Consider the following 25,426-nt stretch of genomic DNA (forward strand, 5'->3'; position numbering starts at 1 on the left):
AGCAGGAGCGAAACACGGCGGCGCCCAACCTGGCGCCGCCGCGTCTCTCCTCAGCTCTCGACCTTGTCCTTGGCGGCGAGCGCGGACAGGCGGCTGGTGTATTCGTTGTAAAGCGCGCCAGCGCCCCAGCCTTCACCCTTGTTCTGCTTGCCCAGTGCTTCCATGATCGCGACGAGGTTGTCGTCGCGAATCTTTTCCAACTCGCGGATCGACCATTTATCGGACTGCTCGTCGGACTGGCCGGCAATCAGATCGACCAGTTCGTCGTTGAATTCCGGCACGTCCATCAGCTTCGTCCACGGCCAGCTGAGGCACGGGCCGAACTGGGCCATGAAGTGGCGCATACCCGCCTCGCCGCCGGCGATGCGGTAGACCTGGAACATACCCATCTGCGCCCAGCGCAGGCCGAAGGAGTAGCGCATGATGTCGTCGAGTTCCTCGACCGAGCAGATGCCGTCCTTGATCAGCCACAGCGCCTCGCGCCATGCGGCCTCCAGCAGGCGGTCGCCGACGAAGGCCTCGATCTCCTTGCGGATCACCACCGGCTTCATGCCGATCGAGGCGTAGAGCGCACGCGCCTTTTCGATGACGGCCGGCGTCGTCTTCTCGCCGCCGACGATCTCGACCAGCGGCAGCAAGTAGACCGGATTGAACGGATGGGCGACGACCAGGCGCTCCGGATGCTTCAGCGCCGGCTGCATATCGGTCGGCTTGATGCCGGAGGTGGACGAGCCGATCAGCGCGTCGGCCGGGGCATGGACGTCGATCTCGGCCAACACCTTGTGCTTGATGTCGAGCCGCTCCGGCACGCTTTCCTGGATGAAGTCGGCGCCCGTCACCGCCTCGGCGAGGGTCTTGGCGAAGGTCAGCTTGCCTTCCCGGGGCAGGCCGCCGGGCAGCATCTGCTTGTAGGCGCGCCGCGCGCCTTCCATCACCTCGTCGACCTTGCGCGAGGCCTCCGGATCGGGATCGTAGATGGAAACGTCGATGCCGTTCAGCAACAGACGCGCGACCCAGCCCGCGCCGATAACACCGCCGCCGATAGCGGCTGCTTTCTTGATACTGCTCATGCGGATGCTCCCGCTCTTTGGCTAGCTGTTTGGGGATTGACGAGCGCGACGCGCTCGCCGACGCGGATGACGGCGGGATCGTAGGCCTGGCGGGAGAACACTTTTTCCACCATGGGCCGGAAGAAATCGAGCGGCAGGGTCTCGTACCCGGGATCGAAGCTCGACTGGTCCCACCGCTCGCAGAACTGGTCGCAGTCGTCGTAGTAGGGATGCCCGGCGAACTTATCGCGCGCATGGCGATTGCCGCCAACGTGATGCGCATAATAGAGCCGCTGGAAATCCCCGTGCTTCTCGACCACCCAGTGGCACTGTTCGCGAACGAACGGCCGCAGGATCGCGGCCGCATATTCGTCGTGGTTGTAGGGTGCGTAGATGTCGCCGATATCGTGCAGGAGGGCGCAGACGACCCAGTCGTCGTCGGCGCCGTCGCGCCAGGCACGGGTGGCCGCCTGCACCGAGTGGCCAAGCCGCGTGACCTTGTAGCCCGACAGGCTCTCGTCAAGCTTTACCAGGGCGTCGAGAAGACGCCCCCCGGTCTTGGTGGCAAACTCGATCTCGTGCTCGGTGAGGAAGGCATAGTCCTCGCGGTCGCCATCCTTCATCGCCGTGAACTTGACCGTTTCCATGGCGTCCTCTCCCTTTTCCGCCTGGAACTATTGCCGGCTTAGACCGCCACCGGCGCGCGCTTGGTGAGGTTCAGCTTCTGGCGCACCTCTTCCGGCCCGATCACACGGGCACCCATGTTCTCGACGATGGTGACCGCACGCTCGACGAGCTGCGCATTGGTGGCCAGCACGCCCTTGTCGAGCCACAGATTGTCCTCGAGGCCTACACGAACGTTGCCGCCGGCCAGGACCGCAGCGGCCGCATAGGCCATCTGGTTGCGGCCAAGCGAGAAGGCCGAGAAGGTCCATTCCTGCGGCACATTGTTGACCATGGCCATGAAGGTGTTCAGGTCGTCCGGCGCGCCCCACGGCACGCCCATGCAGAGCTGCACCAGGGCATCCGGCTTGAGAACGCCTTCCTTCACGAGTTCCTTGGCAAACCAGAGATGACCGGTGTCGAAAGCTTCGATCTCCGGCTTGACGCCCATTTCGGTCATCATCGAGCCCATGGCGCGCAGCATGCCGGGGGTGTTGGTCATCACATAGTCGGCTTCGTTGAAGTTCATCGTGCCGCAGTCCAGCGTGCAGATTTCCGGCAGGCACTGGCGCACATGCTCCACGCGCTCGGCGGCACCGGCCATGTCGGTGCCCTGCTCCTTCAGCGGCAGCGGCGCCTCGGTGGACCCGAACACCATGTCGCCGCCCATCCCGGCGGTGAGGTTCAGCACCACGTCGACATTGGCGTCGCGGATGCGCTCGGTCACTTCGCGATAGAGGTGGACGTCGCGGCGCGGCTTGCCCGTCTCGGGGTCGCGCACATGGCAGTGCACGACGGCCGCGCCCGCCTTCGCCGCCTCGATGGCCGAATCGGCGATCTGCTTGGGCGAGCGGGGCACGTGCGGGCTGCGGTCCTGCGTTCCCCCCGAGCCGGTCACGGCACAGGTGATGAAGACCTCGCGGTTCATGGAAAGCGGCATAAATTCCTCCAATCGACCGGCGCGCGCACTTCTCATCCGGCTCCAGTGCCCGGACATCGCGCCGTTTCTCGCAAGGGATCATGGCGGACTTGCCTGAAACTGCTTTGCACTTTACGAACCTGAATTGATGAAAAGCGAAAAGCCTTCAATCTTTCTTCCCGACCGTTCGCCGCTCAGGGTGACGATGCTGGTTTTCTCCGGCTGCTCCATCATGTGCGTGGCCTCCGCCGTCGATCCGCTGCGCGCGGCCAACCGCGTATCTGGCGAAACGCTGTTCGACTGGAAGCTGGTTTCGATGGACGGCGCGCCACCGGTGACGACCTCGGGCCTGCCCGTGGCGGTCGGCGGAAAGTTCGATCCGGGCGAAAAAACCGACGTACTGGCCATCATCGGCGGCTTCGGCACAAGAATGCAGGGAACGTCCGCCCTGCTGGCCGGCCTGCGGCGCGTGGCGCGCTCGGCGCGCGCGGTGGGCGGCATCGAGGCCGGCACCTGGCTCGTCGCCCGCGCGGGGCTGCTGGAAGGCCGCAGCGCCACCACCCACTGGGAGGACTTGGAGGATTTCACCGCCGCCTTCCCGGGCGTGGATGTGCGGCCGGACCGCTACATCATCGACGGGCCGGTCTTCACCTCCGGCGGCGCCTCACCCACCTTCGACCTGATGCTGCACCTCATCCGTTCGCGGCTCGGCATGGCGGTGGCGCTCGATGTCGCCAGCGTCTTCATCTACGATCAGGCGCGCGCGGCGACCGACGCGCAGCCGCTCGTCTCGCTCGGCAGGCTCGATGGCTACGACCCGCGACTGGCACAGGCAATCCGCCTCATGGAAGCGCATATCGACCAGCCGCTGACGATCTCGGCCATCGCCCGGCGCACCGGCCTGACGACACGCGCGCTGGAAAAAATCTTCGGCAAGTCGATCGGCGAGACGCCCGGCGCCTACTATCTGCGCCTGCGCCTCAGCGCGGCGCGGCGGCTGGTGGTGGACACGGCCGTGCCCATGGCCGACATTGCCGCGCGCACCGGCTTTTCCAGCGCCGCTGGCTTTTCGCGTGCGTTTGCCAAGACATTCGGCATGTCGCCGACGCAGCTGAGACGACGCTGACTACCGGTGAGCCAGAATCCAGTCCGCAGCCGCCGCTATGTCCTCGACCACCCCGGTCGGTTGCGGTTCGAAACGCGTCTCGTCGCCATCGCGATATTTGCCCGTGCGCACCAGCAACGCCACGGAAAACCCGGCCCGCATGGCCCCGGCAACATCGCTTTCGGCATCGTCGCCGACCATCACCGCCGCGCCGGGCGGACAATCCATGCTGGCTAGCGCGGAAAGGAAGAATTCTCGCGCCGGCTTGCCGAGCACGGTCGCCTTGCGCCCACAGGCGAATTCGAGTGCCCGCACAAACGGCCCGGCATCAAGGCTGAGCTTGCCATCGGCATCCTTGAACACGCGGTTGTCGGCCAGCGCCAGAAACGCCGCGCCGTCGCTTAGCAGGCGGAAGGCTGCGTTGAGGCTCGCATAGTCGAAGGCATCGGCTGCATCGCCGATTACGACCGCAATACCGCTGCCTGATGGCAGATCGCGAAAATCGGGTTCGAGTTCCGGATGGATCAAAAGATGCGCCGAGCAATCATGCGTCTTCAGCCAGTCGCGCGCGGCCTGCACGGGCGTAAAAAGCTCGTCGGCGCCGACCTTTATGCCAAGCCTGCCAAGGCGCACGAGAATTTCGCTTTTTGCTGACCGCGTGGTGTTGCTGACGAAGCGCAGCGGCAGCCCGGCATCGCGCAAGCGCCGGACGGAGGCGGCAGCCTGCTGGATAGGGCTGCCGCCGTCATAGAGCACCCCGGACAGGTCCAGAAGCACGCCGTTGATCATGGCCGAAGGATGCCGCGCAGGCGTGGCCACGTCAAATGGCGACAGCGGCTGCGAGCTTTTCCGCCGCCGCTTGAGCGTCAGACGTAACGGTTAACGACGTTTTCGAGATATTCCTGCCGGCCCGACTTCGGCTGCGGCTCGATCCCGTCTTTCACCACGCGCGCGGCGATGTCCTCCAGCGAACGCTGTCCCGACAGCATCGCCTGCGCCTCGGCCGAGTTCCAGCCGGCATAGCGCGCCTCAAGCGGGGCCGAAAGCGCCTTGTCCTCGATCATCCTGGCCGCAGCCTTCAGCCCGCGCGCGCAGCAATCCATGCCGCCGATATGGGCGACCAACAGGTCTTCGGGATCGAGCGACTGGCGGCGCAGCTTGGCGTCGAAATTGGTGCCGCCGGTCCTGAAGCCGCCATGGGCGAGGATCTGGTAATAGGCCAGCGCCATTTCCGGCACGTTGTTGGGGAACTGGTCGGTGTCCCAGCCCGACTGGTAGTCGTTGCGGTTCATGTCGATGGAACCGAAGATGCCCAGCGCATTGGCAAGCGCCAACTCGTGCTCGAAGGAATGGCCGGCGAGGATCGCATGGCCCTGCTCGATATTGACCTTCACCTCGTTCTCGAGACCATAGCGCTTGAGGAAGCCGTAAACGGTGGCGACGTCGAAATCATACTGGTGCTTTGTCGGCTCCTGCGGCTTCGGCTCGATCAGGATCGTGCCGGTGAAACCAATCTTGTGCTTGTAGTCGACCACCAGCGACAGGAAGCGGCCCATCTGGTCGAGCTCGCGGCCCATGTCGGTGTTGAGCAGCGTCTCATAGCCCTCGCGCCCGCCCCACAGCACATAGTTCTCGCCGTTCAGGCGCTTGGTGACGTCGATACAGTGCTTGACCGTCGCGGCGGCATAGGCAAACACATCCGGGTCTGGATTGGTCGCCGCGCCCGCCATGTAGCGGCGGTTGGAGAAGAGGTTGGCGGTACCCCACAAGAGCCTGACGCCCGTCTCGCTCATCTTGCCGGCAAAATAGTCGGCGATCTCGTCGAGGCGCGCAGCACTTTCGGCGAAGGTATCGGCCTCGGGGCGCACATCGGCATCGTGGAAGCAGAAATAGGGAGCACCGAGCAGCGAGAACATCTCGAAGGCGACATCGGCCTTGCGCTTGGCCTGCTCCATCGTGTCGCCGAACCACGGGCGCTCGAAGGTCTGCCCGCCGAACGGATCGCCGCCCGGCCAGGTGAAGGAATGCCAGTAGGCGACAGCGAAGCGCAGATGGTCCTCCATGCGCTTGCCGAGCACGATCTCGTCGGGATTGTAGAAGCGATAGGCCAGCGGATTGGTGCTCTCCGGGCCCTCATACCCGACAGGCTTGATGTCGCCGAAAAATCCGGTGCTCATGACAAAACTCCTCCCTCGCTCGAAAAGCTCACATCGTGCTCCTGACCGCCGGATAGAGGGCGCGATAGCGCCCATAGGCCTCGGCATAGGTATCGGCCAGCGCCGTGTCGGGCTCGATGGTTTCGGCCGTCGCCGGCGCGGTGCAGACCGCAAAGGGGTCGGCGGCCTCGGCCGCGATCAGGCCAAGCCGCGCCGCACCGAAAGCCGCGCCGAAATCGCCATCGGCCGGAAGATCGACCGGAAGCCCGAGCGCGGTGGCAATCGCCTTCAGCCAGTAGCGCGAACGCGACCCGCCGCCGATCGCCGTCACGCGCGTCAGGGTCGTGCCGGCTGCGGCCAAGGCTTCAAGGCTGTCGCGGAAGGCGAAGGCAACGCCTTCCAGCACCGCCTGGGTGAGCGCGGCACGGTCGGACTCACGGTCGAGTCCGCTGAACACGCCACGGATGGCCGCATCATTGTGCGGCGTGCGCTCGCCGGAAATATAGGGCAGGAAGGTAACACCCGAAGGCGCGTGCAAGGCATCGCCAAGCTCGCCGGTCAGTTCGCTTGCGCTGCGGCCGATGATGCCGGCCAGCCAGTTCAGCGAATCCGTCGCGGCGAGGATGACGCCCATCTGATGCCAGGTCTCCGGCAGCGCGTGGCAGAATGTGTGCACCGCACTTTCCGGATTGGGCAGATAGGCTCCGTTGGCGGCGAACAACACGCCCGAGGTGCCGAGCGAGGCAAAGGCATGGCCGGGCCTGACCGTACCCATGCCGCAGGCGGAAGCCGCATTGTCGCCCGCGCCGCCGGCAATCACCACGCCCGAGCCCATGCCCCATTCGGCCGCCAGCTCGGCGCGAAGCTGGCCGGCCCGTTCCGACCCTTCGACCAGACGCGGCATCTGTCCCTCGTCCAGATCGGTCGCGGCCAGAAGCTCCGGCGACCAGCGCCGCCCCGCGACATCCAGCCATGAGGTGCCGGCCGAATCCGACATTTCAGAAATGTGCTCGCCCGCCAGCCACAGCCGCAGATAGTCCTTCGGCAGCAAGACCTTGGCCACCTTGGCGAAAAGCTCCGGCTCGTTGTTCTTCACCCATGCCAGCTTGGGCGCGGTGAAGCCGGGAAACACGATGTTTCCGGTGATCTTGCGAAAGCGCGGATCGGCATCGAGTTTTTCGGCTTCGGCAAAGCTGCGCGTGTCGTTCCACAGAATGCACGGGCGCAGCACTTCATCGCGCGCATCGAGCAGCGTGGCGCCATGCATCTGGCCGGAAAGGCCGATGCCCTTCACCGCCGCCAGTTCCTGTGGATGTTCGGCCTTGAGCGCGGAGACGGCCTGCCGGGTCGCGCGGATCCAATCGGCCGGCGCCTGCTCGGACCAGCCCATATGCGGGCGCGAAACGTCGAGCGCGCCATTGGCCGAGCCGACGATGCGCTGCGCATCATCCATCAGCAGCGCCTTGACGCCGGAGGTGCCGATATCGAGTCCCAGATACATTTCATTTCCCTCCCGGTCTCTGCTTCATAACAAATATGGCAGCGCAGGAAAGGTATTTTTTCGGAACTCGTAAAAAATAGAGTGCTGTCCGGCGTGCAAAGCCATGCCGGACAAAATCACATGCCGGACAAAATCAATTGCCGGAACGAACCGCCACGGTGGCAATGCCGGCGCCGACCAGAAGCGTACCGCCGGCCTTGTTGAAGAAGCCGATGGCGCGCGGATTGCGCACCAGTTCGCGCGCCCGCGCGGCCACCAGCGCGTAGCCGAAGGCATTGAGGAAGGCGAGCGTCAGGAAGGTCGCCTCGAAGATCGCCATCTGCGTCCAGAAATCGGCATGGCGGTCGATGAACTGCGGCAGGAAGGCCACGAAGAAGGTGATGCTTTTGGGATTGAGCGCCGTGACCAGCCAGGCATGCGCCATCATGCGGAGCGATGACGCGGCCGTCTTGCGCGGCTCTGCCTGCAGCGCACCGCCAGCGCGAAACAGCTTTATGCCGAGGTAGATGAGATAGGCGGCACCTATCCATTTCAGCAGGGTGAAGACGGTGGCCGAAGCCGCCAGCAACGCGCCGATGCCGAGCATGGACAGCGTCATGGCGGTGAAGTCGCCGAGCGCGACCCCGACAGACATCGGCAGGGCGGTGCGCCAGCCCTGCCCGAGCGCATAGGAAACCACCAGCAGGATGGTGGGTCCGGGGATGATCAGCAGGACCGCCGATGCGACTGCGAAAGCTGCCCAGGTTTCAAGCGGCATGGATGTCTCCTTTGCTCAAAGGAAAGGATAAATCCCTGCCAGCACGGCGAAGTAAAGTACAAAGTTTGCGGCGCCTCGGAGGCGTGCCGGGGCCGCGTCGTCATGATGCCGCCTTCGTCAAGATCGTGAATATGGTGCGCATGAAAATCCCTCTCGAACTGCGCTTCGGGAGCTATGCGAAGGGCTGGTCGAGATTGTGACCCAGGCGCGCTCTTGTCGCGTTCGCCTCCGGTTAAAAGCCGGTCATCCACAGGCCGTCCAGAGCTCGATCCCGCCAAGCCATTGCAGACAAATCGCTTTCGGCGGTTCACGCTTTATCAACCATGATTGCGGAAAATACGAATGGCGTGATCGCAGGGTTTTCGCGATTGCCGAAACGCTTCTGGTTCAACCATGGAATCGTATCCCGTGTCGCAAAACCCCGCATCGATCGACACCGTCTCCGGCGAGACGGAACAACCCGCCCAAATCTCACGTCGCACTGCCCTGCTCGGCCTCGGCTCGGCCCTGCTCGGCACCGCCGGATGCTCGCGGTCGATCGACCTTGCCGCAGTGCAGGTGGACGACTTCACCACCGGCTCGATCCGGCCGCGCATCAGCGTCGACAAGCAGGTGACGACACCCGATCTGATGTATGCCTCCCTCACCGACAGCGGCTATGCGCTGCCCGAGGTTCCCTTTGCCAAGATCAATCCGAAATTCCGCCGCCAGATCGTGGTGGATCCGACCGGCGAGCGGCCGGGCACGATCGTCGTGCATCTGCAGGAGCGCTTCCTGTTCCTCGTTCAGCCGGGCGGCGATGCCATCCGCTATGGCGTCGGCATTGGCAAGGAGGGCTTCGTCTGGTCGGGCCGCGCCAACATCCAGTACAAGAAGGAATGGCCGACCTGGACGCCGCCGGCCGAGATGATCGCCCGCAAGCCGGAGCTGGAGAAATATCGCGGCGGCCAACCGGGCGGCCTCACCAACCCGCTCGGCGCACGGGCGCTCTACATCTTCAAGGACGGTCGCGACACGCTGTTTCGCGTTCATGGCTCGCCCGAATGGTGGTCGATCGGCACGGCCGTCTCGTCGGGCTGCGTGCGCATGATCAATCAGGACGTGATCGACCTCTATAGCCGCGTGCCATCGGGAACGCCGATCGTCGTGGTGTGATCGGCTGGAAAGCCGCCTTCGAACCCTCAATTGAAAAGCGCCCGGCCGAGCTTCGACCGGGCGCTTCCTTTTTTCAGCTATCCCGCAAGCCTCAGGCGTTGGCCGCGACCAGCGCCTTCTCCAGCTTGGCCATGCCCTCGTCGAGCAGCGCGTCGGAGATGGTGAGCGGCATCAGCAGGCGTACGGTGTTGCCGTAGACGCCGCAGGACAAGAGCACCAGCCCCTCGGCGAGGGCTGCCGCCAGCACCCGCCTGGTGGCCTCGGCATCCGGCTCCTGGCCACCGCGGCTCTTTACGATGTCGAAGGCGATCATGGCGCCGGGACCACGGATGGAGGCCATCGCGACAGTGTCGTTGCGCTGGGCAAAGCGCGTCAGTTCGCCCTTGATGCGGTCGCCCAGCGCATTGGCGCGCTCGATCAGCTTCTCATCCCTGATGACGTCCAGCACGGCCAGCGCCGCCACGCAGGCAAGCGGGTTGCCGGCATAAGTGCCGCCCAGGCCGCCCGGCTCGGGCGCATCCATGATCTCGGCGCGGCCGACCACGCCCGAAAGCGGGAAGCCGCCGGCAAGCGACTTGGCGATGGTTATGAGGTCGGGCTCGACGCCGCTGTTTTCGATGCCGAACATCTTGCCGGTACGGGCAAAGCCGGTCTGCACCTCGTCGGCGATGAGCAGGATGCCGTGCTGGTCGCACAGCTTGCGCAGCGCCTCCAGCAGCTCGACCGGAGCCGGGTTGAAGCCGCCCTCGCCCTGCACGGGCTCGATGATGAAGGCTGCGACATTGACCGGATCGACATCGGCGCGGAACAGATATTCGATGGCCTTCAGCGTATCGGCGACCGTCACGCCGTCCTGCGGCATCGGGAACGGCACGTGCCAGACGCCGGCGGGCATCGGGCCGAACTTCTTCTTGTAGGGCGCGACCTTGCCCGTCAGCGCGCTGGTCATCAGCGTGCGGCCGTGGAAGGCGCCGGTGAAGGCGATGACATTGGTGCGGCCGGTGTGGGCGCGCGCGATCTTGACGGCGTTCTCGACGGCTTCGGCGCCAGTGGAGAACAGGATCGACTTGGCCGGCCCCTTGAACGGCGCGATCTCGTTCAGGCGCTCGCACAGCGCCACATAGGGTTCATACGGTACTATCTGGAAAGCGGTGTGGGTGTAGGCATCAAGCTGCTCGCGCACGGCGGCGATGACCTTCGGGTGGCGATGGCCGGTGTTGAGCACGGCAATGCCGCCGCCGAAATCGATGTAGCGCCTGTCGTCGGCATCCCACAGCTCCGAGCCTTCCGCGCGCTTGGCGAAAACCGGGTTGGCGGTCGATACGCCGCGCGGAATGGCCGCGACACGGCGCGACTGGAGGGAAGCGTTGTTTGTCATCTGAGGGGTCCTCACGCGAGACTGATTATGCGTCATCTATCCGACAAAAACAGGGTCGCAGCAACGCAATCGGCTGCAGCCAGAACGAAAGATCGCATGGCTCAGCCGCCTGTGCATGGCCACATACGAACACCGCGCCATATTGCACGAAAGCGATGGGTACGCATAAAAGCGACAACGCATGCGGAGGGAAGATCAGCCATGACAACATTCGTGATCGCGCAGGGCGGCGGGCCGACCGCCGTCATCAACCAGACGCTGGCGGGCGCGGTGCTGGAAATCCGCAAGCGGCACAAGGGTGCGCGCGTGCTTGGCGCGCGCTTCGGCGTGCGCGGCATTCGCGACGGCGACTATGTCGATCTGTCGGCGGTGCCGGAGGACGAATTGCGCCTCGTGGCGGCCACGCCGAGCGCGGCCCTCGGCAGCACGCGCGACAAGCCGGACGCGGCCTATTGCGCACAGGTTCTTGCCGGCTTGAGGAAGGAAGGCGCGGACGCCTTCATCTATATCGGCGGCAATGATACGTCCGGCACGCAGGAAATCCTCGCCGAAGCCTCGGGCGGCTCCATCGCCTTCGTGCATGCGCCCAAGACCATCGACAACGATCTGGTGGAGAACGACCACACGCCGGGCTTCATCTCGGCCGCCGATTTCGTGGCCGGCGCCTTCCTCAGCGTCGACCTGGATTTCCGCGCCCTGCCCGGCGTCTATGTCGGCATCGTCATGGGCCGCAATGCTGGCTTCCTCACCGCCGCCTCGGCCGCGTGGCGTCTCGACGACGAGAGCGGCCCGCATCTGGTCTATGTGCCTGAACGGGCATTCTCGGTGCCGCGTTTCATCGACGATGTGCGCGCCACGCTGGACAGGCACAAGCGCTGCATCGTCGCCGTCTCCGAAGGCGTGACGACGGCGGATGGGAAGCCGCTGGTGGAAAGCCTCGTATCGCCCGACCGGCTGGAGCGCGACGCGCATGGCAATCTGAAGCTTTCGGGCGGCGATCTCGGCATGGCCTTCGAACAGGCATTGCGCGACGGCCTGCCCGGCAAGCGCGCGCGCGTCGACACGCTGGGCTACATGCCGCGCGGCAATGTCGCCACGATCAGCCCGGTTGACGCCGCCGAAGCCTTCCAGGCGGGCAGCTACGCGGTCGATCTCGCGGCACGGGGCGGAGGCTCGGTGGCCTTGCAGTTCGACGGGGAAAAGACCGTCATGCGGCGCGTGCCGCTGGGCGACGTGGCCGGCAAAACCCGCCACATGCCGGACGATTTCCTGGAGCCCAAGGCAAACCGGCTTTCGCGGAAGGGCATGGCCTATCTGGAAAGGCTCGTGCCGAAAAAATTCAAGGTCGGAAAACCCTTCGTTTGACGCGTCGGGCGCGCCCCCGCTGAAGCGGCAAGCCGCGCGGGCGGCGCCGACAACACCGGACTCAAGGCCGCAGGGATCATTTCGCCTTATGCACAGCCAGCCAATCCTGAAGCTGCCTGATCTCGGCTTCCTGCGCCTTGATGATCTCCTCAGACAGCTTGCGGATTTCCGGATCCTTGCCATATTCGAGCTGCACCCTGGCCATGTCGATCGCCGCCTGATGATGCGGGATCATGCCGATGGCGAAATCGACATCCGGGTCACCCGTATATTCAGCCTTGCCCATCGCCTCGTGCATCTTGTCCATGGCTTCCGTATAGCCCTTGGCGGCGGGTGAGGACGCTTCCTTCGACATGCTCATGCCGCTCATGTCATGACCGCTGTGACTTTCCTGCGCCATCGCGATACCTGTGCTGCCGACGCCCAGGATCAAGGCCGCCGTGGCGACCGCAAGCTTGCGTTGAAGGGTCATTTCACGTTTCCTTTCTGTGGCGGGGGGATTTATGCGACGACGGGTTGCTCGCGTTCACCGGCCAGTTCCTCCAGGATCGGGCAATCCGGGCGATGATCGCCGTGGCAGCTTTTCACCAGATGGCGCAGCGTTGCGCGCAGGCTCTGCAATTCGGCGATCTTGCGGTCGATCTCGGTCAGCTTGACCTGCGCCAACGCCTTGACGTCGGCGCTCTCGCGATGCGTGTCGCCATAAAGCGACAGCAACTGCCGGCATTCCTCGACCGAGAAGCCGAGGCTGCGCGACCGTTGCAGAAAACGCAGACGATGCACGTCGCTCATCGAATAATCGCGATAGCCGTTCTCCGAGCGATCGGGTTTCAGCAATCCGATCTCTTCATAGTAGCGGATGGTCTTGGCCGGCAGGCTGGAACGTTCGGCCGCTTCACCGATATTCATGAAAAATCTCCCTTTGGATGGCAATTGTCGCCATGCCATCGACTCGTTTCCCCCTTCATATGGAGACTCAGACTAGGGTTTCCAGCAACTGGAAGGTCAAGGCACGGTTGACAAAAAGGACAACTTGCCTCTTCCAAGGAGAACCTCAAATCACCCGCGGCGCGGCCGGCCGGCGCATCAGCCTCTTGTCCGAACGTGCCCGCGCGATCTGAATTCAGCGCAGATCGTCGCTCTCAAATCTCGCGGGTGAAACGCTGGGAAAGGAGTGCCGATGAAACGCGTCGAGCTGCTTGCTCGCCTCAAGACCGCGCAGCAACACGATCTGATCAGGGGCAGGGACATCACCACCCTGACCGCCTTCATGAACAACACGGCGCTCGAAGAGCACGTAGAACACTTCGAGCAGATCATCGAAGAACATCGGAAGAAGGCGCAGGGCGGTTCGTTTTCCACCGCGTCCCACGCCAACTGAGGCTCCGCTGATCTATGCGGGGCAGCGCCTCCGTCAGGTAACGGCGGCGCGCACCGCAAAGCGCGTGTCCTGCCAGGCGCCGGTCGCGAGGATGTCGCGCAGCGTCGCCACGGCCTCCCACACGTCGCGATAGCCGACATAGAGCGGCGTGAAGCCGAAACGCATGACGTTTGGCGCGCGGAAATCGCCGATCACGCCCCGGTCGATCAGCGCCTGCATGATCTCGTAGGCGTTCTCGTGCGAGAACGAGACCTGGCTGCCACGCCGGTTGGGATCGCGTGTGCCTTCGAGCTTCACGCCGAACTCGCCGCAGGTCGCCTCGACCAGCTCGATGAACAATTCGGTCAGCTCGATGCTTTTCTTGCGCAGCGCGTTGAGATCGACCTCGTCCCACACGTCGAGCGAACCTTTCAGTGCCCTCAGCGACAGGACCGGCTGCGTGCCGCACAGGAAGCGCGTGATGCCGGCGCCGGGCTCATAGCCTTGCGTGAAGGCGAAGGGGCGCGCATGGCCCCACCAGCCCGACAAGGGCTGCCGGATCTGCTCGTGATGACGCCTTGCGGCATAGATGAAGGCCGGCGCGCCCGGCCCGCCATTCAGATATTTGTAGGTGCAGCCCACCGCCATGTCGGCATTGGCGGCGTTGAGTTCCACCGGCAGGGCGCCGGCCGTGTGGCAAAGATCCCAGACGATCAGCGCGCCGGCCGCATGCGCCTTGGCGGTGAGCGCCGCCATGTCGCGCAATATGCCCGACTTGTAGTTGACGTGGTTGACCAGAACCACGGCAACGCTGTCGTCGATCAGGTCCTCGATATTGTCGGCATCGACGCCTTCGAGGCGGATTTTCACATCCGGCCGGGTCGAGGCCACGCCCTCGGCCATATAGAGATCGGTCGGGAAGCTGTCGCCCTCGGCCACGATCACCGAGCGCCCCGGACGCATCGAAAGTGCCGCCTGCAGCGCCTTGTAGATGTTGGTGGAGGTGGTGTCGCACACCACCGTCTCGCCCGGCCCGGCACCGATCAGCCGGCCGACCTTGTCGCCCAGTTGCAGGGCGAGGTCGAACCAGCCGGCGTGGTTCCAGCTCCGGATCAACCCTTGCGCCCACTCCTCCTTCGCCGCCTTGTCAAGTTCGGCGAAGGCTTCCTTCGGTGCCGCTCCCAGCGAATTGCCGTCCAGATAGATCACGCCTTGTGGCAGCACGAAACGGTCGCGCATGTGGCGCAGCGGGTCGGCGGCGTCACGCGCCTCGATGGCGGCAAGGTCTGGCATGGCTGTCATGGTCTGCAATCCTTGGACATTATTCGCGGAAGGCTTCGCGGGCCGGGGCGGCAGCGCCGCGGCTGCGGCGCAGGCTCGGCAAGGCCAGCATGGCCAGCACGAACAGGCCCGTCGCCAGCTTGAGATCCGGGGGCGGCATCCCCGCGGCAAGGCAGAGCGAGACGAGCTGGTAATAGACGATGGCGCCGACGAAGGGCGCCAGAAGCTGGCGAAACACCGTCTGCTTGCCCACCAGCGCCTCGCCGATCATCAGCGCCGCCAGGCCGTTGATGAGGATGCCGAGGCCCATATTGACGTCGGCAAAGCCCTGCGACTGCACCATCACCGCGCCGCTGAGCGCGGAGAATGCACCCGCCAGGCCCACACCGCCGATGGTCGCGGCCCAGACATTGATACCCTGCGCCTCGGCCATGTCGGGATTGGCGCCCACGGCGCGCACGGCCGTGCCCTGTTCGGTCTTGAAGAACAGATTGAGCACGATGAACACCACCAGTGCGATCAGGCCGGCGGCCATGATCTTGCTGACCGGGAAGCCCGGCTGCACGAAGGGCACCCAGTCGAACACGGTGGGCGCGCCGAACACCGACAGGTTGGACTTGCCCATGATGCGCAGGTTGATGCTGTAGAGCATCGTCATCATGAGAATGCCGGCCAGCAGCGTGTGGATGCGGAAGCGCAGATGGATAAAGGCCGTGCAGCAGCCCGCCACGAAGCCGGCGAGCAACGCGACCGCGATAGCCACCACAGGCGAAGCCCCCGCCGCAAGCAGCACGCCGCACACGCAGCCGCCGAGCGGGAACGCGCCTTCGCTGGTCAGGTCGGGGAAGCTCAGCATGCGGAACGGGATCATGATGCCGAGCACCACGAAACTGAGGATCAGGCTCTGCGCGAGCGTGACCGGAATGAGCGAGACGAAGCTCGCGAAAGTGGTTTGAACGAAATCCATCATCGGTCAACTCGCCAGAAGCATACGGTCGGTCTTGACGGCGAAATGGCCGATGAGGTCGGCGACCGTGGTGTTCGCCTTTTCCTCGCCGGCGATCTCCAGGCGCACCTTGCCGGCATCCAGCATGATGACGCGATGACCGAAATCGACCGCGTGCTGCATGTTGTGGGTCACCATCAGCGTGGTCAGCTTCAGCGCCTCCACGGCGCGCACGGTTGCGGCCATGACGATGTCGGCCGTGCGCGGATCGAGCGCTGCCGTGTGCTCGTCGAGCAGCAGCAGGTCGGGCGAGCCGCCCACCGCCATGATAAGCGACAGCGACTGCCGCTGGCCGCCCGAAAGCAGCTCGACGCGGGTGTCCATGCGGCTTTCAAGCCCCAGCCCGAGAATGGCAAGACGCTCGCGGTAATCGGCGATGCGGGCAGGCGTGAGACCACGCCGCAGCGTGCGCTTGCTGCTGCGCAGTTCTGCCAGCAGCATGTTTTCGGCCACCGTCATCGAGGCGGCGGTGCCCTTCATCGGGTCCTGGAAAACGCGTGCGAGCCGCACCGCCCGCTTGTGGACGGGCATGTTCGACACGTCCTGGCCGTTGACGAGTATCTGCCCGGAATCGAGACTCAGCGAGCCGGAAATCGCGTTCAACATGCTGCTCTTGCCGGCGCCGTTGGAGCCGATGACGACCCCGAACTCGCCGGTGGCAAGCTTGAGGTTCAGCCTGTCGAGGGCAATCTTCTCGTCTGCCTGGCCGCGGTAGAATGTTTTTTGCGCCGACCGGATTTCCAGCACGGGCACCTCCCTTAGACCATGATGCCGAAAAGTGTGAAGCGGTTTTCGGATGACATCGTGGTCTATCTAATTGATTTTGCTGCATGTGCGGCGGCGCGAACCGCGCCGCCGCACACTGTTCGATGGCGACTAATCAGTCGACGAAGCAGTTGCAGTTTTCGAGATCCGCCGGCAGTTCGGCGCCAAAGGCCTTCAGCGTGGCCTTGTTGATCAGCGGAGCATGGTCCTGATAGGCCGGCTTGCTCGGAGCGATGGTCTTCGGGTCCGCACCCTTCAGGATCTCGACCGCGATCTTGCCGGCATTGATGCCGACCTGCGTGTAGTTGACGGCGAAGCTGGCCGGCACGATACCCTTGCGCACGGCGTCGTCGTCTGAGTTGACGATCGGGATGCCGGCCTGACGGGCGGCGGCGGCGACGGCCGGGATCGCCGGCTGCAGCAGGTTGGACGCGGGCGTGTAGATCACGTCGGCCTTGCCGGCGAGGGAAGCGATGCGCTGCTGGATGTCGTTGACGTTGTCGACGCCGACCGGAACGACTTCGAAACCGGCGGCCGGCGCGGCTTCCTTGACCTTGTCGAGCAGGGCCACGTCATTGGCCTCGCCCGGATTGTAAGGCTGGCCGAAGCGCTTGGCGTTGGGTAGCAGTTTGTGGGTGAATTCCATGACCGCGGCGATGTCCTGCAGGTCGGTGGCGCCCGTGATGCCCTCGTCGCCGGCATCCCACGACGGGACCAGCTTGGCCGCGACCGGATCGGTGACGGCAGTGAAGACAATCGGGATGCCGGAGCCGGCAAGCGCCTTCTTGGCGATCTGCGAAACCGGCGTGGTGACGGTGTAGACCAGCTTCGGGTTTTCCGCCTGCAGCTTGGCGATCATCTGCGGCACCAGCGAGGCGTCGAAATTGGTGTGGCTCTCGGTGTAAACGACGTCCTTGCCTTCGACATAGCCGGCGTCGGTCAGCGCCTTCTTGAAGCCGTCGATCGAGGCGTTGAGCTGAGGATGCTCGCCGAAATTGGCGATGCCGATCTTGATCGGGTCGGCGAGAGCGGAGCCCATACCCGCCACGAAAACGCCAGCCGCGACGATGCCGCGCAACCAGCCGGTCCTTGCCTTGTTCATGTCAATCCTCCCAGTCCTGAGACATGCCGCGACGAGCGCGGAAACGCAGCGCCCTGCTGCGATTGGGAAGGGATCATAACCGGAGCAATTTACCTGTCAAACAATTATATATAATTCTTGCGAAGAGGCTCCATGATATATAACCCTTGCTGTCGAAGGATCGTCCCAGCAAGGAGCGAGCCGGATGCAGAACGGCGAACACACGACCAAGACGGAGACCGCCTACCGCACGCTTCGTCGCGACATACTGGCGACGCGCCTGCGTCCCGGCGCGCCGTTGAAGCTGGGCGATCTGCGCACGGCCTACGGCCTGGGCTGGACGCCGCTGCGCGAGGCGCTGTCGCGGCTGGAGGCCGAACGCCTCGTCACCGCCGTCAGCAATCGCGGCTTTGCCGTCGCGCCCGTTTCGCGTGCCGAACTGGAAGACCTTACCCGCGCCCGACAGGTCGTGGAAGTCCCGCTTTTCATCGAGTCGATCGAAAATGGAGGCAGCGAATGGGAGGAGGCCGTGGTGACGGCGCACTTCCGGCTCTCACGCTGCAAGCTTGCCGTGGACGACCCCTCCGATGCCGCCGTCAACGAATGGGATGAAAAGCATCAGGCCTTCCACGCCGCGCTGCTGAGTGCCGCCCGCTCGCGCTGGCTGCTGCGCTTCCGCGAGACCATTGCCGACCAGTTGCGCCGGCACCATCGCTTCCTCGGCCTTGCGCCGACGCTGCGGGCTGCCGCCGGGCTCAAGACCGGCTATGAGGAGGCCGTGGCGGCACTGCGCGAGGCCATGGCGCTGGAGCACCATACCGCCCTGATGGAAGCCGCGCTCGACCGCGACGTGGAGCGCGCAAGCGCACTGATGGCCGAGCACATCGGCTATACGCTTCATGTCTATGTCCATGCAGAGGAAGAGCACGCCGTCGGCGCGCCCGCCCCCGCGGCCGAACTGACGACGCTCAAGGCATGACCGCGCCACGCCACCCGACCCTCGACGAAATCCGTGCCGCGCGGCAGCGGCTTGCGCCGCTTCTGGCCCGCACGCCGCTGGTGCATTTCGACCTCGGCCTGCCGGACCGGAAGATATTCCTGAAACTCGAAACCTTCTCGCCCATCGGCGCCTTCAAGATCAGGCCGGCGCTCAATGCGGTGCTGACGCGCGATCCGGCAGCGCTGCGCAATGGGGTCGCCACCATCAGCTCCGGCAACATGGCCTATGGCATGGCCTGGGCCGCGCGCCACGTCGGCGTGCCGATGGCCGCCTACATGTATGCCGATGCGCCCAGAACGAAGATCGAGGGCGTGCAGAAGCTCGGCGGCGAAGTCCGCTTCATCTCGCACGAGACCTGGTGGCAGTACATCACCGATGCTGAGCGCCCCGATATTTCCGAACTCGTCATCAACCCGGTGACGGACCAGGCCGTGCTTGCCGGCAACGGCACTATCGGCATGGAAATCGTCGAGGACCTGCCGGATGTCGATTGCGTGCTGACGCCCTATGGCGGCAGCTCACTGACCAGCGGGGTTGCCAGCGCGGTGAAGGCGATACGACCGCAAGCAAAAATCCTTGCCGTGGAAGGCGAGCATGCGGCGCCGGTCACGGCTTCGCTTGCCTCGGGGCGCGTCGAGGAGGTCGAGACAACACCGGCCTTCATCAAGAGCATCGGTGGCCCATCGCTGTTGCCGCAGATGTGGCCGCTCGTGCGCAGCCTGATCGACGGCGCGGCCGTGGTGACGCTCGCCCAGGTGGTGGAAGCCATGCAGCTCCTGTTCACGCGGGCCAAAGTCGTTGCCGAAGGCGCGGGTGCTGCGTCCCTTGCCGCGGCGCTGACGAGCCCGCACGCAACCGGCAATGTGGTCTGCGTCATCTCGGGCGGCAATATCGATGCCGAGGATTATATCCAAGTGCTGCGCGGCGAGATTCCGCCGCCCTGACCGCCGAGGCCACGGCTCAGGACATCAGCATCCGGCCGGCCGTTATCGCCAGGAAGAATGCGAAGGCCAACCGCAGATAACGCGCGTTGAGCGCGTGGGCGAGCCTTGCGCCATAAGGGGCCATCAGGAAGCTCGCCGGCGCAATGATGAGAACCGCCGGCAGGCTGACGAAGCCGAGGCTGAACGGCGGGCGGTCCGCCACGCCGACCCCGGACCAGATGAAACCCGCCGCCCCCGGCAGCGCGATCAGCAGACCGAGCGCCGCCGAGGTGCCGACGGCACGGTGAACCGGATGGGAAAAGGCGGTCATGGTGGGAACCCATAGCGTGCCGCCGCCGATGCCCATCAGCGAAGAAATGAAGCCGATGACCGATGCCATCGTCCGGTTGATCCAGCCGCTGCGGGGCAGGTGATCCGAAACCACCAGATGCCTGGGGCTCGCCATGTTCACCGCCACGAGCAGCCCGACCACACCGAAGATGGCGCGCAGCCCGCCGCCGGAAATGAAGCTGGACATGATACCCCCAATCAGCGCGCCGGTGAAAACGGCCGGCCCCCAGAGCTTCACCAGCGAACGGTCCACCGTGCCGCGCCGCGAATGCGCGCGCATCGACGAGATCGAGGTGGGGATGATGACCGCCAGCGACGTCGCCACCGCAAGATGGCTGATGATGGCGGGTGGAAAGCCGAACAGGAGCAATCCCCAATACAGAACCGGCACGATGACGATGCCGCCACCGACGCCGAGAAGCCCGGCAAGGAGGCCGGACAGGGCACCGGTGAAGCCGAGACCGGATATCAGGGCGGCAATCGTCCATCCGTCGAGCATCGACAGATCAAGCGCTGGCTGCAAAATCATATTCCTTCAGGGGATTGTACGGGAGGGCAAAACGCCGCCCGCGTTAAACGGCAGCCCGTCCCTTTGCAACAGCGGCAGGCGCCGTGCGCGCCAAAGTCACACCCCTGGAGCGCGCCGCAACTCCCCGGCGCCACTACATTGTGTGACTGGAACGATTGCCGGAAAAACTCTTCGAGGGCGCATTGGCCTCAGAGACAAACTGCCGCGAGATTTCCGCAACCCAACTCTGTATATCCGGCAGACATGAATGTCAGGCAGGATATACATAATTCCGACATCCCTGTTCTGTGCCGCTCTTGCGAAGTGCGCCACAAGGGGGTCTGCGGCGCGTTGAACGCCGACCAGCTCGTGACGCTGAGCAAGCACTCCTCGAAATACCGGGTTGCTGCCGGCGAGGAGCTGGTCGCCGACAGCGAGCACGTCAGCACCTATTCGAACGTTCTGGCCGGAGTGGTGAAGCTCAGCAAGATGCTGTCCGACGGGCGCCAGCAGATCGTCGGACTGCAGTTCGCGCCAGATTTCCTCGGCCGCCCGTTCCGCACGGAAAGTTCGCTGAACGCCGTGGCGGCGACGGAAGTGTCGCTCTGCTCCTTCCCGGCTTCGGTGATCGAGCGGATGATGGAGGAAGTGCCGGAACTGGAGCGCCGCCTGCTCAAACAGACGCTCAACGAACTCGACGAGGCGCGCGACTGGATGCTGACGCTGGGCCGCAAGACGGCGGCCGAAAAAGTGGCGAGCTTCCTGCATCTGGTCGCCGTCAATATCGATCCGGAAGCCTCGGTCGGCCGCGGGCCGGTTGCCTACGACCTGCCGCTGACGCGCGCCGACATCGCCGATTTCCTCGGACTGACCATCGAGACGGTGAGCCGGCAGATGACGAAACTGCGCAAGGAAGGCGTCATCGAGATCGAGCACAACCGGCAGATCACCATTCCCGACATCGGCAGGCTGGGCCTGCACGCCAATATCTGAAGCGCCGGCGCGGCTCAGGCCGTGGCGCCGGACAGCGACAGCATCGCCTCGCGCTCGGTGGCGATGTGGCGGCGCACGCCCGCAAAGAAGCCGCGCAGCATGTAGGCCAGCGCCTCGACATTGAGCGGGGCAAGCCCCTCGCCGATCCGGCGCAGGCCTTCGCACAGTTCGGCGGCGAATTCGGCATCCTCGATATGCTCGGCCTTCAGGCGTGCGACCAGCTCGCGGGCATGCGCCGCATGGCCCGCCGCTTCCAGACAGGCCGGAAACAGCACCTGCTCCTCATAGACATGAACGGCCTGAACCAGCGGCTCGAGCCGGCGCGACACGGACAGGCACCGATCGCGGTCGAGGCCCTCGGGCAGGCTGTCCGCGATTTCCTCCAGCTCGTCGCAGATCGCGAGCTTCTCGCCGTGAAGCAGCGCGAAGGTTTCGGAGATGGGTAACTGCCCCTCCCCGCCGTAGAGAACGGGCGGAAGCAAGGCATCTTCCGTTCGCCGCAATCGATACCCCATGAAAAGCTCCTCCTAAAGCCGGTTGGTGCGCCTTATGGCGCAAGTCTGCGTCAAAATGCACCCCCTTCAGCTTCTTCTCTTTGATCCAGATCAAGGAGCTTTGCCGGGCGGCAGCACAGTGTCCGGCCGAGAAACCGTGGGCGCGGCTTGCGGATTCGAAGCCATTTTGCCTCACAAAGGGGACCGTTCATGAAATTTGGTGTCGAAATCGTCGGCGTCACCGCCGCCGCCTTTCTGGCGCTGTTGGGGGCCGCCTTCGCGGGCGATGACCTTTTCCGCTCGCATATGTGGGTGCTGTTCTTCGCTCTGACGGGCGGCGCCATCTTGCTCATGCGCAAAACGCGCTTCGGCGCGCAAAGCGTCACGGCGCCGGCCGATCCGTCCGAATATCTCGACGGGCCGATCCGCTACGGCATGATCGCCACCGTGTTCTGGGGGGTCGTCGGCTTCCTGGTCGGCGTCATCGTCGCAGCACAGCTTGCCTTTCCCGATCTCAATTTCGAGCCGTGGTTCAATTTCGGCCGGGTGCGGCCGCTGCACACTTCGGCCGTCATCTTCGCCTTCTGCGGCAACGCGCTGATTGCGACGTCGTTCTATGTCGTGCAGCGCACCTCGCGCGCGCGGCTGTTCGGCGGCAACCTCGCCTGGTTCGTGTTCTGGGGCTACCAGCTCTTCATCATCATGGCTGCCAGCGGCTATCTGCTGGGCATCACCCAGAGCCGCGAATATGCCGAACCGGAATGGTATGTCGATATCTGGCTGACCATCGTCTGGGTCGCCTATTTCGTCGTGTTCCTCGGCACCATCCTGAGGCGCAAGGAACCGCACATCTACGTTGCGAACTGGTTCTACCTGTCCTTCATCGTCACCATCGCGATGCTGCACATCGTCAATAACCTGACGGTGCCGGTGTCCCTCCTCAGCTCCAAGAGCTATTCGGCCTTCGCCGGCGTGCAGGATGCGCTGACGCAGTGGTGGTACGGCCATAACGCGGTCGGCTTCCTGCTTACCGCCGGCTTCCTGGGCATGATGTACTATTTCATCCCCAAGCAGGCCGACCGTCCGGTCTATTCCTACCGGCTGTCCATCATCCACTTCTGGGCGCTGATCTTCCTGTACATCTGGGCAGGTCCCCATCACCTGCACTACACGGCGCTGCCCGACTGGGCGCAGACGCTCGGCATGGCCTTCTCGATCATGCTGTGGGCACCGTCCTGGGGCGGCATGATCAACGGCCTGATGACGCTTTCGGGCGCCTGGGACAAGATCCGCACCGATCCCATCATCCGCATGATGGTCATGGCCGTCGCCTTCTACGGCATGGCGACCTTCGAAGGGCCGGTGATGTCGATCAAGGCGGTCAACTCGCTCAGCCACTACACCGACTGGACCATCGGCCACGTGCATTCGGGCGCGCTGGGCTGGAACGGCCTCATCACCTTCGGTGCGGTCTATTTCCTGGTGCCCAGGCTGTGGAACCGCGAGCGCCTCTATTCGGTGCGCATGGTGTCCTGGCACTTCTGGCTCGCCACGCTGGGCATCGTCATCTACGCGGCCGCCATGTGGGTCGCCGGCATCCAGCAGGGCCTGATGTGGCGCGAATACGACGAGCAGGGCTTCCTGGTCTATTCCTTCGCCGAATCCGTCGCCGCCATGGTGCCTTACTACGTGCTGCGCATGCTGGGCGGCGTCCTCTACCTCGCCGGTGGCCTGCTGATGTGCTGGAACGTCTTCATGACCATCCGCGGCCACCAGCGCCAGGAAAAGCCGATCCCCGGCGCGACGCCCGCATTGCAGCCGGCCGAATAGGAGCTTCAAATGTCTTTGCTCGACAAGCACTCAATCATCGAGAAGAACGCGACGCTTCTTCTGGTCGGCTCGTTCCTGGTCGTCACCATCGGCGGCATCGTCGAGATCGCGCCGCTCTTCTATCTCGACAACACCATCGAGAAGGTGGAGGGCATGCGGCCCTACTCGCCGCTGGAGCTGGCCGGTCGCAACATCTACGTGCGTGAAGGCTGCTACACCTGCCACAGCCAGATGATCCGCCCCTTCCGCGACGAGGTGGAGCGCTACGGCCACTACAGCCTGGCGGCGGAATCGATGTACGACCATCCGTTCCAGTGGGGCTCCAAGCGCACGGGGCCGGACCTCGCGCGCGTCGGCGATCGCTATTCCAACGAATGGCACGTCCAGCACCTGATCGAACCGCGCTCCGTGGTGCCGGAATCGGTGATGCCCACCTACGCCTTCCTCAAGACCACCCGGCTGGAGGTGAAGGACATCAAGTACCACCTCGAGGCCAACAAGGCGGTCGGCGTGCCCTATTCGCAGGAGATGATCGACAACGCCGAGGCCGACCTGAAGGCACAGGCCGACCCGAACGCCAGCACCTCCGATCTTCTGGCCCGCTACCCGAAGGCCAAAGTCGGCGACTTCGACGGCGATCCGGCGGTGCTGACGGAAATGGACGCGTTGGTCGCCTATCTCCAGATGCTCGGCACGCTGGTCGACTTCTCGACCTACGACGAAGCCGCTGGCTATCGCTGAGGGAGGACGCGATGGAAACCTACACCGCGATGCGCCACTTCGCCGATAGCTGGGGCCTCCTGTTCATGGTGCTGTTCTTCATAGGCGTGGCCCTTTTCGCCTTCCGCCCCGGCAGCCGCAAGCAGGCCGATGAAGCCGCCCGTATCCCGCTCAAGGACGACTGACAATGACGAAGAGAGAGATCGACGAAGTTTCCGGCGTCGAAACCACCGGGCATGAATGGGATGGCATCAAGGAGCTCAACAACCCGATGCCACGCTGGTGGCTGTGGACCTTCTACGCAACCATCGTGTGGGCGGCCGGCTACACCATCGCCTATCCTGCCTGGCCGATGATCAGCTCGGCCACCAGCGGCGTGCTCGGCTTTTCCAGCCGCGGCGACCTGAAAGCCGAGATGACGGCGGCGGAGACGGCGAAGCAGGATTATGCCCAAACCATTGCCGCGAAATCCGCGGACGAGATTCTCGCGGACGACCAGTTGCGCGAATTCGCCACGGCCGCGGGTGCCGCCGCCTTCAAGGTGAATTGCATCCAGTGCCACGGCTCCGGCGCCGAGGGCTCCGCCGGCTTCCCCAACCTCAATGACGACGACTGGCTATGGGGCGGCAGCGCCGATGCAATCTATCACACCATTGCGCATGGCATCCGCTTCGAAGGCGACCCCGACACGCGCTATTCGGAAATGCCCGCCTTCGGCGACATGTTGAGCAAGGATGAAATCCGTCAGGTCTCGTCCTATGTCGCCAGCCTCACCGGCAATTCGACCGATGAGCAGGCGGCGGCCGCAGGCAAGCAGGTCTTTGCCGACAATTGCGCAAGCTGCCACGGCGACGATGGCACTGGCGATCGCGAATTCGGCGCACCCAACCTTGCCGACGCCATCTGGCTCTACGGCTCCAGCGAGGCCGAAATCGCCCGTCAGGTGCGCACGCCGCGCCACGGCATGATGCCCGCGTGGTCTGCGCGCCTTGGCGACACCACGGTCAAGGAACTGGCGGTGTACGTCCACTCGCTGGGCGGCGGAGAATAAATTGGAGCACGAGGT

27 protein-coding genes are annotated in these 25,426 nt (G+C 64.4%); 11 read left to right on the plus strand and 16 right to left on the minus strand.

All coding sequences use genetic code 11. The features are described from left to right. Positions 1 to 50: 50 nt before the first annotated feature. Genes C7441_RS15830 through bcoG form a run of 3 tightly spaced genes read right to left on the minus strand, consistent with a single transcriptional unit; the run spans position 51 to position 2,652 of the window. The gene (locus C7441_RS15830; protein WP_109613712.1) at positions 51 to 1,070 is read right to left on the minus strand and encodes a carnitine 3-dehydrogenase; all 1,020 of its coding nucleotides are present in this window, start codon (positions 1,068 to 1,070) and stop codon (positions 51 to 53) included. Further along, the gene (locus C7441_RS15835; protein ID WP_109613713.1) at positions 1,067 to 1,696 is read right to left on the minus strand and encodes an HD domain-containing protein; all 630 of its coding nucleotides are present in this window, start codon (positions 1,694 to 1,696) and stop codon (positions 1,067 to 1,069) included. The genes C7441_RS15830 and C7441_RS15835 overlap by 4 nt, the downstream gene beginning before the upstream one ends. A 38-nt stretch (positions 1,697 to 1,734) precedes the next feature. After that, on the minus strand, positions 1,735 to 2,652 hold the full coding sequence (bcoG, locus tag C7441_RS15840) for a 3-dehydrocarnitine:acetyl-CoA trimethylamine transferase BcoG (protein WP_109613714.1): 918 nt from the start codon (positions 2,650 to 2,652) through the stop codon (positions 1,735 to 1,737). 124 nt (positions 2,653 to 2,776) lie between these two features. Here bcoG and C7441_RS15845 point away from each other — a divergent pair, with 124 nt between their 5' ends. Continuing rightward, a complete protein-coding gene (locus C7441_RS15845; RefSeq protein ID WP_109613715.1) occupies positions 2,777 to 3,757 on the plus strand; it encodes a GlxA family transcriptional regulator in 981 nt (326 codons plus the stop codon). On the opposite strand, the gene C7441_RS15850 is transcribed toward C7441_RS15845, so the two are convergent. From C7441_RS15850 to C7441_RS15865, 4 genes are all read right to left on the minus strand, one after another. Then, positions 3,758 to 4,555 carry a TIGR01458 family HAD-type hydrolase gene (locus C7441_RS15850; protein ID WP_342353280.1) on the minus strand — a complete coding sequence of 266 codons (798 nt, stop codon included), beginning with the start codon at positions 4,553 to 4,555 and terminating at the stop codon, positions 3,758 to 3,760. A 47-nt stretch (positions 4,556 to 4,602) separates the two neighbouring features. After that, positions 4,603 to 5,913, minus strand: coding sequence for a xylose isomerase (xylA, locus tag C7441_RS15855; RefSeq protein WP_109613717.1), 1,311 nt, complete (start codon positions 5,911 to 5,913; stop codon positions 4,603 to 4,605). 28 nt (positions 5,914 to 5,941) lie between these two features. After that, positions 5,942 to 7,393, minus strand: a complete 1,452-nt coding sequence (gene xylB, locus C7441_RS15860; RefSeq protein ID WP_109613718.1) for a xylulokinase — start codon at positions 7,391 to 7,393, stop codon at positions 5,942 to 5,944. Positions 7,394 to 7,526: 133 nt separating this feature from the next. Next, positions 7,527 to 8,150 (minus strand): LysE family translocator, encoded by a 624-nt coding sequence (locus tag C7441_RS15865; protein ID WP_109613719.1) that lies wholly within the window; start codon positions 8,148 to 8,150, stop codon positions 7,527 to 7,529. 393 nt (positions 8,151 to 8,543) lie between these two features. Between C7441_RS15865 and C7441_RS15870 the strand changes: the two genes are divergently transcribed. After that, positions 8,544 to 9,305 carry a L,D-transpeptidase gene (locus C7441_RS15870; RefSeq protein WP_109613720.1) on the plus strand — a complete coding sequence of 254 codons (762 nt, stop codon included), beginning with the start codon at positions 8,544 to 8,546 and terminating at the stop codon, positions 9,303 to 9,305. A gap of 91 nt (positions 9,306 to 9,396) precedes the next feature. Here the strand turns inward: C7441_RS15870 and gabT are convergent, their stop codons facing one another. Beyond that, positions 9,397 to 10,683, minus strand: coding sequence for a 4-aminobutyrate--2-oxoglutarate transaminase (gene gabT, locus C7441_RS15875; protein ID WP_109613721.1), 1,287 nt, complete (start codon positions 10,681 to 10,683; stop codon positions 9,397 to 9,399). A gap of 201 nt (positions 10,684 to 10,884) precedes the next feature. Between gabT and C7441_RS15880 the strand changes: the two genes are divergently transcribed. Beyond that, positions 10,885 to 12,048 (plus strand): diphosphate--fructose-6-phosphate 1-phosphotransferase, encoded by a 1,164-nt coding sequence (locus tag C7441_RS15880; protein ID WP_109613722.1) that lies wholly within the window; start codon positions 10,885 to 10,887, stop codon positions 12,046 to 12,048. A 76-nt stretch (positions 12,049 to 12,124) separates the two neighbouring features. Here the strand turns inward: C7441_RS15880 and copM are convergent, their stop codons facing one another. Both copM and cueR read right to left on the minus strand, forming a co-directional pair. Beyond that, the gene (gene copM / locus C7441_RS15885) at positions 12,125 to 12,520 is read right to left on the minus strand and encodes a CopM family metallochaperone (RefSeq protein WP_109613723.1); all 396 of its coding nucleotides are present in this window, start codon (positions 12,518 to 12,520) and stop codon (positions 12,125 to 12,127) included. Positions 12,521 to 12,549: 29 nt separating this feature from the next. Continuing rightward, a complete protein-coding gene (gene cueR, locus C7441_RS15890) occupies positions 12,550 to 12,957 on the minus strand; it encodes a Cu(I)-responsive transcriptional regulator (protein WP_019171886.1) in 408 nt (135 codons plus the stop codon). 271 nt (positions 12,958 to 13,228) lie between these two features. On the opposite strand from cueR, the gene C7441_RS15895 reads away from it, so the two are divergent. Beyond that, a complete protein-coding gene (locus C7441_RS15895; protein ID WP_109613724.1) occupies positions 13,229 to 13,429 on the plus strand; it encodes a hypothetical protein in 201 nt (66 codons plus the stop codon). 33 nt (positions 13,430 to 13,462) lie between these two features. On the opposite strand, the gene kynU is transcribed toward C7441_RS15895, so the two are convergent. The 4 genes from kynU to C7441_RS15920 all read right to left on the minus strand — a co-directional run bounded on the left by kynU (position 13,463) and on the right by C7441_RS15920 (position 17,562). Next, positions 13,463 to 14,710 carry a kynureninase gene (gene kynU, locus C7441_RS15900; protein ID WP_109613725.1) on the minus strand — a complete coding sequence of 416 codons (1,248 nt, stop codon included), beginning with the start codon at positions 14,708 to 14,710 and terminating at the stop codon, positions 13,463 to 13,465. Positions 14,711 to 14,729: 19 nt separating this feature from the next. After that, on the minus strand, positions 14,730 to 15,656 hold the full coding sequence (locus C7441_RS15905) for an ABC transporter permease (protein WP_026060339.1): 927 nt from the start codon (positions 15,654 to 15,656) through the stop codon (positions 14,730 to 14,732). Between the two features lie 6 nt (positions 15,657 to 15,662). Then, a complete protein-coding gene (locus tag C7441_RS15910; protein ID WP_019171889.1) occupies positions 15,663 to 16,442 on the minus strand; it encodes an ABC transporter ATP-binding protein in 780 nt (259 codons plus the stop codon). Positions 16,443 to 16,575: 133 nt separating this feature from the next. Continuing rightward, positions 16,576 to 17,562 (minus strand): ABC transporter substrate-binding protein, encoded by a 987-nt coding sequence (locus C7441_RS15920; RefSeq protein ID WP_109613727.1) that lies wholly within the window; start codon positions 17,560 to 17,562, stop codon positions 16,576 to 16,578. 184 nt (positions 17,563 to 17,746) lie between these two features. Here C7441_RS15920 and C7441_RS15925 point away from each other — a divergent pair, with 184 nt between their 5' ends. Both C7441_RS15925 and C7441_RS15930 read left to right on the plus strand, forming a co-directional pair. Beyond that, the gene (locus C7441_RS15925; RefSeq protein WP_109613728.1) at positions 17,747 to 18,520 is read left to right on the plus strand and encodes a GntR family transcriptional regulator; all 774 of its coding nucleotides are present in this window, start codon (positions 17,747 to 17,749) and stop codon (positions 18,518 to 18,520) included. Then, positions 18,517 to 19,485: a pyridoxal-phosphate dependent enzyme gene (locus C7441_RS15930; RefSeq protein WP_109613729.1), complete on the plus strand. Its 969-nt coding sequence runs from the start codon at positions 18,517 to 18,519 to the stop codon at positions 19,483 to 19,485. Before C7441_RS15925 ends, C7441_RS15930 begins: the two co-directional genes overlap by 4 nt. 16 nt (positions 19,486 to 19,501) lie before the next feature. Here the strand turns inward: C7441_RS15930 and C7441_RS15935 are convergent, their stop codons facing one another. Beyond that, on the minus strand, positions 19,502 to 20,344 hold the full coding sequence (locus C7441_RS15935) for a sulfite exporter TauE/SafE family protein (protein WP_109613730.1): 843 nt from the start codon (positions 20,342 to 20,344) through the stop codon (positions 19,502 to 19,504). Positions 20,345 to 20,587: 243 nt separating this feature from the next. Here C7441_RS15935 and C7441_RS15940 point away from each other — a divergent pair, with 243 nt between their 5' ends. Further along, complete coding sequence (locus C7441_RS15940) at positions 20,588 to 21,316, plus strand: Crp/Fnr family transcriptional regulator (RefSeq protein WP_019171894.1); 729 nt, start codon at positions 20,588 to 20,590, stop codon at positions 21,314 to 21,316. Between the two features lie 14 nt (positions 21,317 to 21,330). Here the strand turns inward: C7441_RS15940 and C7441_RS15945 are convergent, their stop codons facing one another. Then, positions 21,331 to 21,798, minus strand: coding sequence for a hemerythrin domain-containing protein (locus C7441_RS15945; RefSeq protein WP_244916173.1), 468 nt, complete (start codon positions 21,796 to 21,798; stop codon positions 21,331 to 21,333). Between the two features lie 222 nt (positions 21,799 to 22,020). Between C7441_RS15945 and ccoN the strand changes: the two genes are divergently transcribed. Genes ccoN through ccoP form a run of 4 tightly spaced genes read left to right on the plus strand, consistent with a single transcriptional unit; the run spans position 22,021 to position 25,411 of the window. Continuing rightward, positions 22,021 to 23,640 (plus strand): cytochrome-c oxidase, cbb3-type subunit I, encoded by a 1,620-nt coding sequence (gene ccoN / locus C7441_RS15950; protein WP_019171896.1) that lies wholly within the window; start codon positions 22,021 to 22,023, stop codon positions 23,638 to 23,640. 9 nt (positions 23,641 to 23,649) lie between these two features. Beyond that, positions 23,650 to 24,381, plus strand: coding sequence for a cytochrome-c oxidase, cbb3-type subunit II (gene ccoO / locus C7441_RS15955; protein WP_019171897.1), 732 nt, complete (start codon positions 23,650 to 23,652; stop codon positions 24,379 to 24,381). A gap of 11 nt (positions 24,382 to 24,392) precedes the next feature. Beyond that, positions 24,393 to 24,545, plus strand: a complete 153-nt coding sequence (locus tag C7441_RS15960; RefSeq protein ID WP_019171898.1) for a CcoQ/FixQ family Cbb3-type cytochrome c oxidase assembly chaperone — start codon at positions 24,393 to 24,395, stop codon at positions 24,543 to 24,545. 2 nt (positions 24,546 to 24,547) lie between these two features. Then, on the plus strand, positions 24,548 to 25,411 hold the full coding sequence (gene ccoP, locus C7441_RS15965; protein WP_109613732.1) for a cytochrome-c oxidase, cbb3-type subunit III: 864 nt from the start codon (positions 24,548 to 24,550) through the stop codon (positions 25,409 to 25,411). Positions 25,412 to 25,426 lie beyond the last annotated feature (15 nt).

It is taken from the genome of Pseudaminobacter salicylatoxidans (assembly GCF_003148475.1).
GTDB lineage: Bacteria > Pseudomonadota > Alphaproteobacteria > Rhizobiales > Rhizobiaceae > Pseudaminobacter > Pseudaminobacter salicylatoxidans.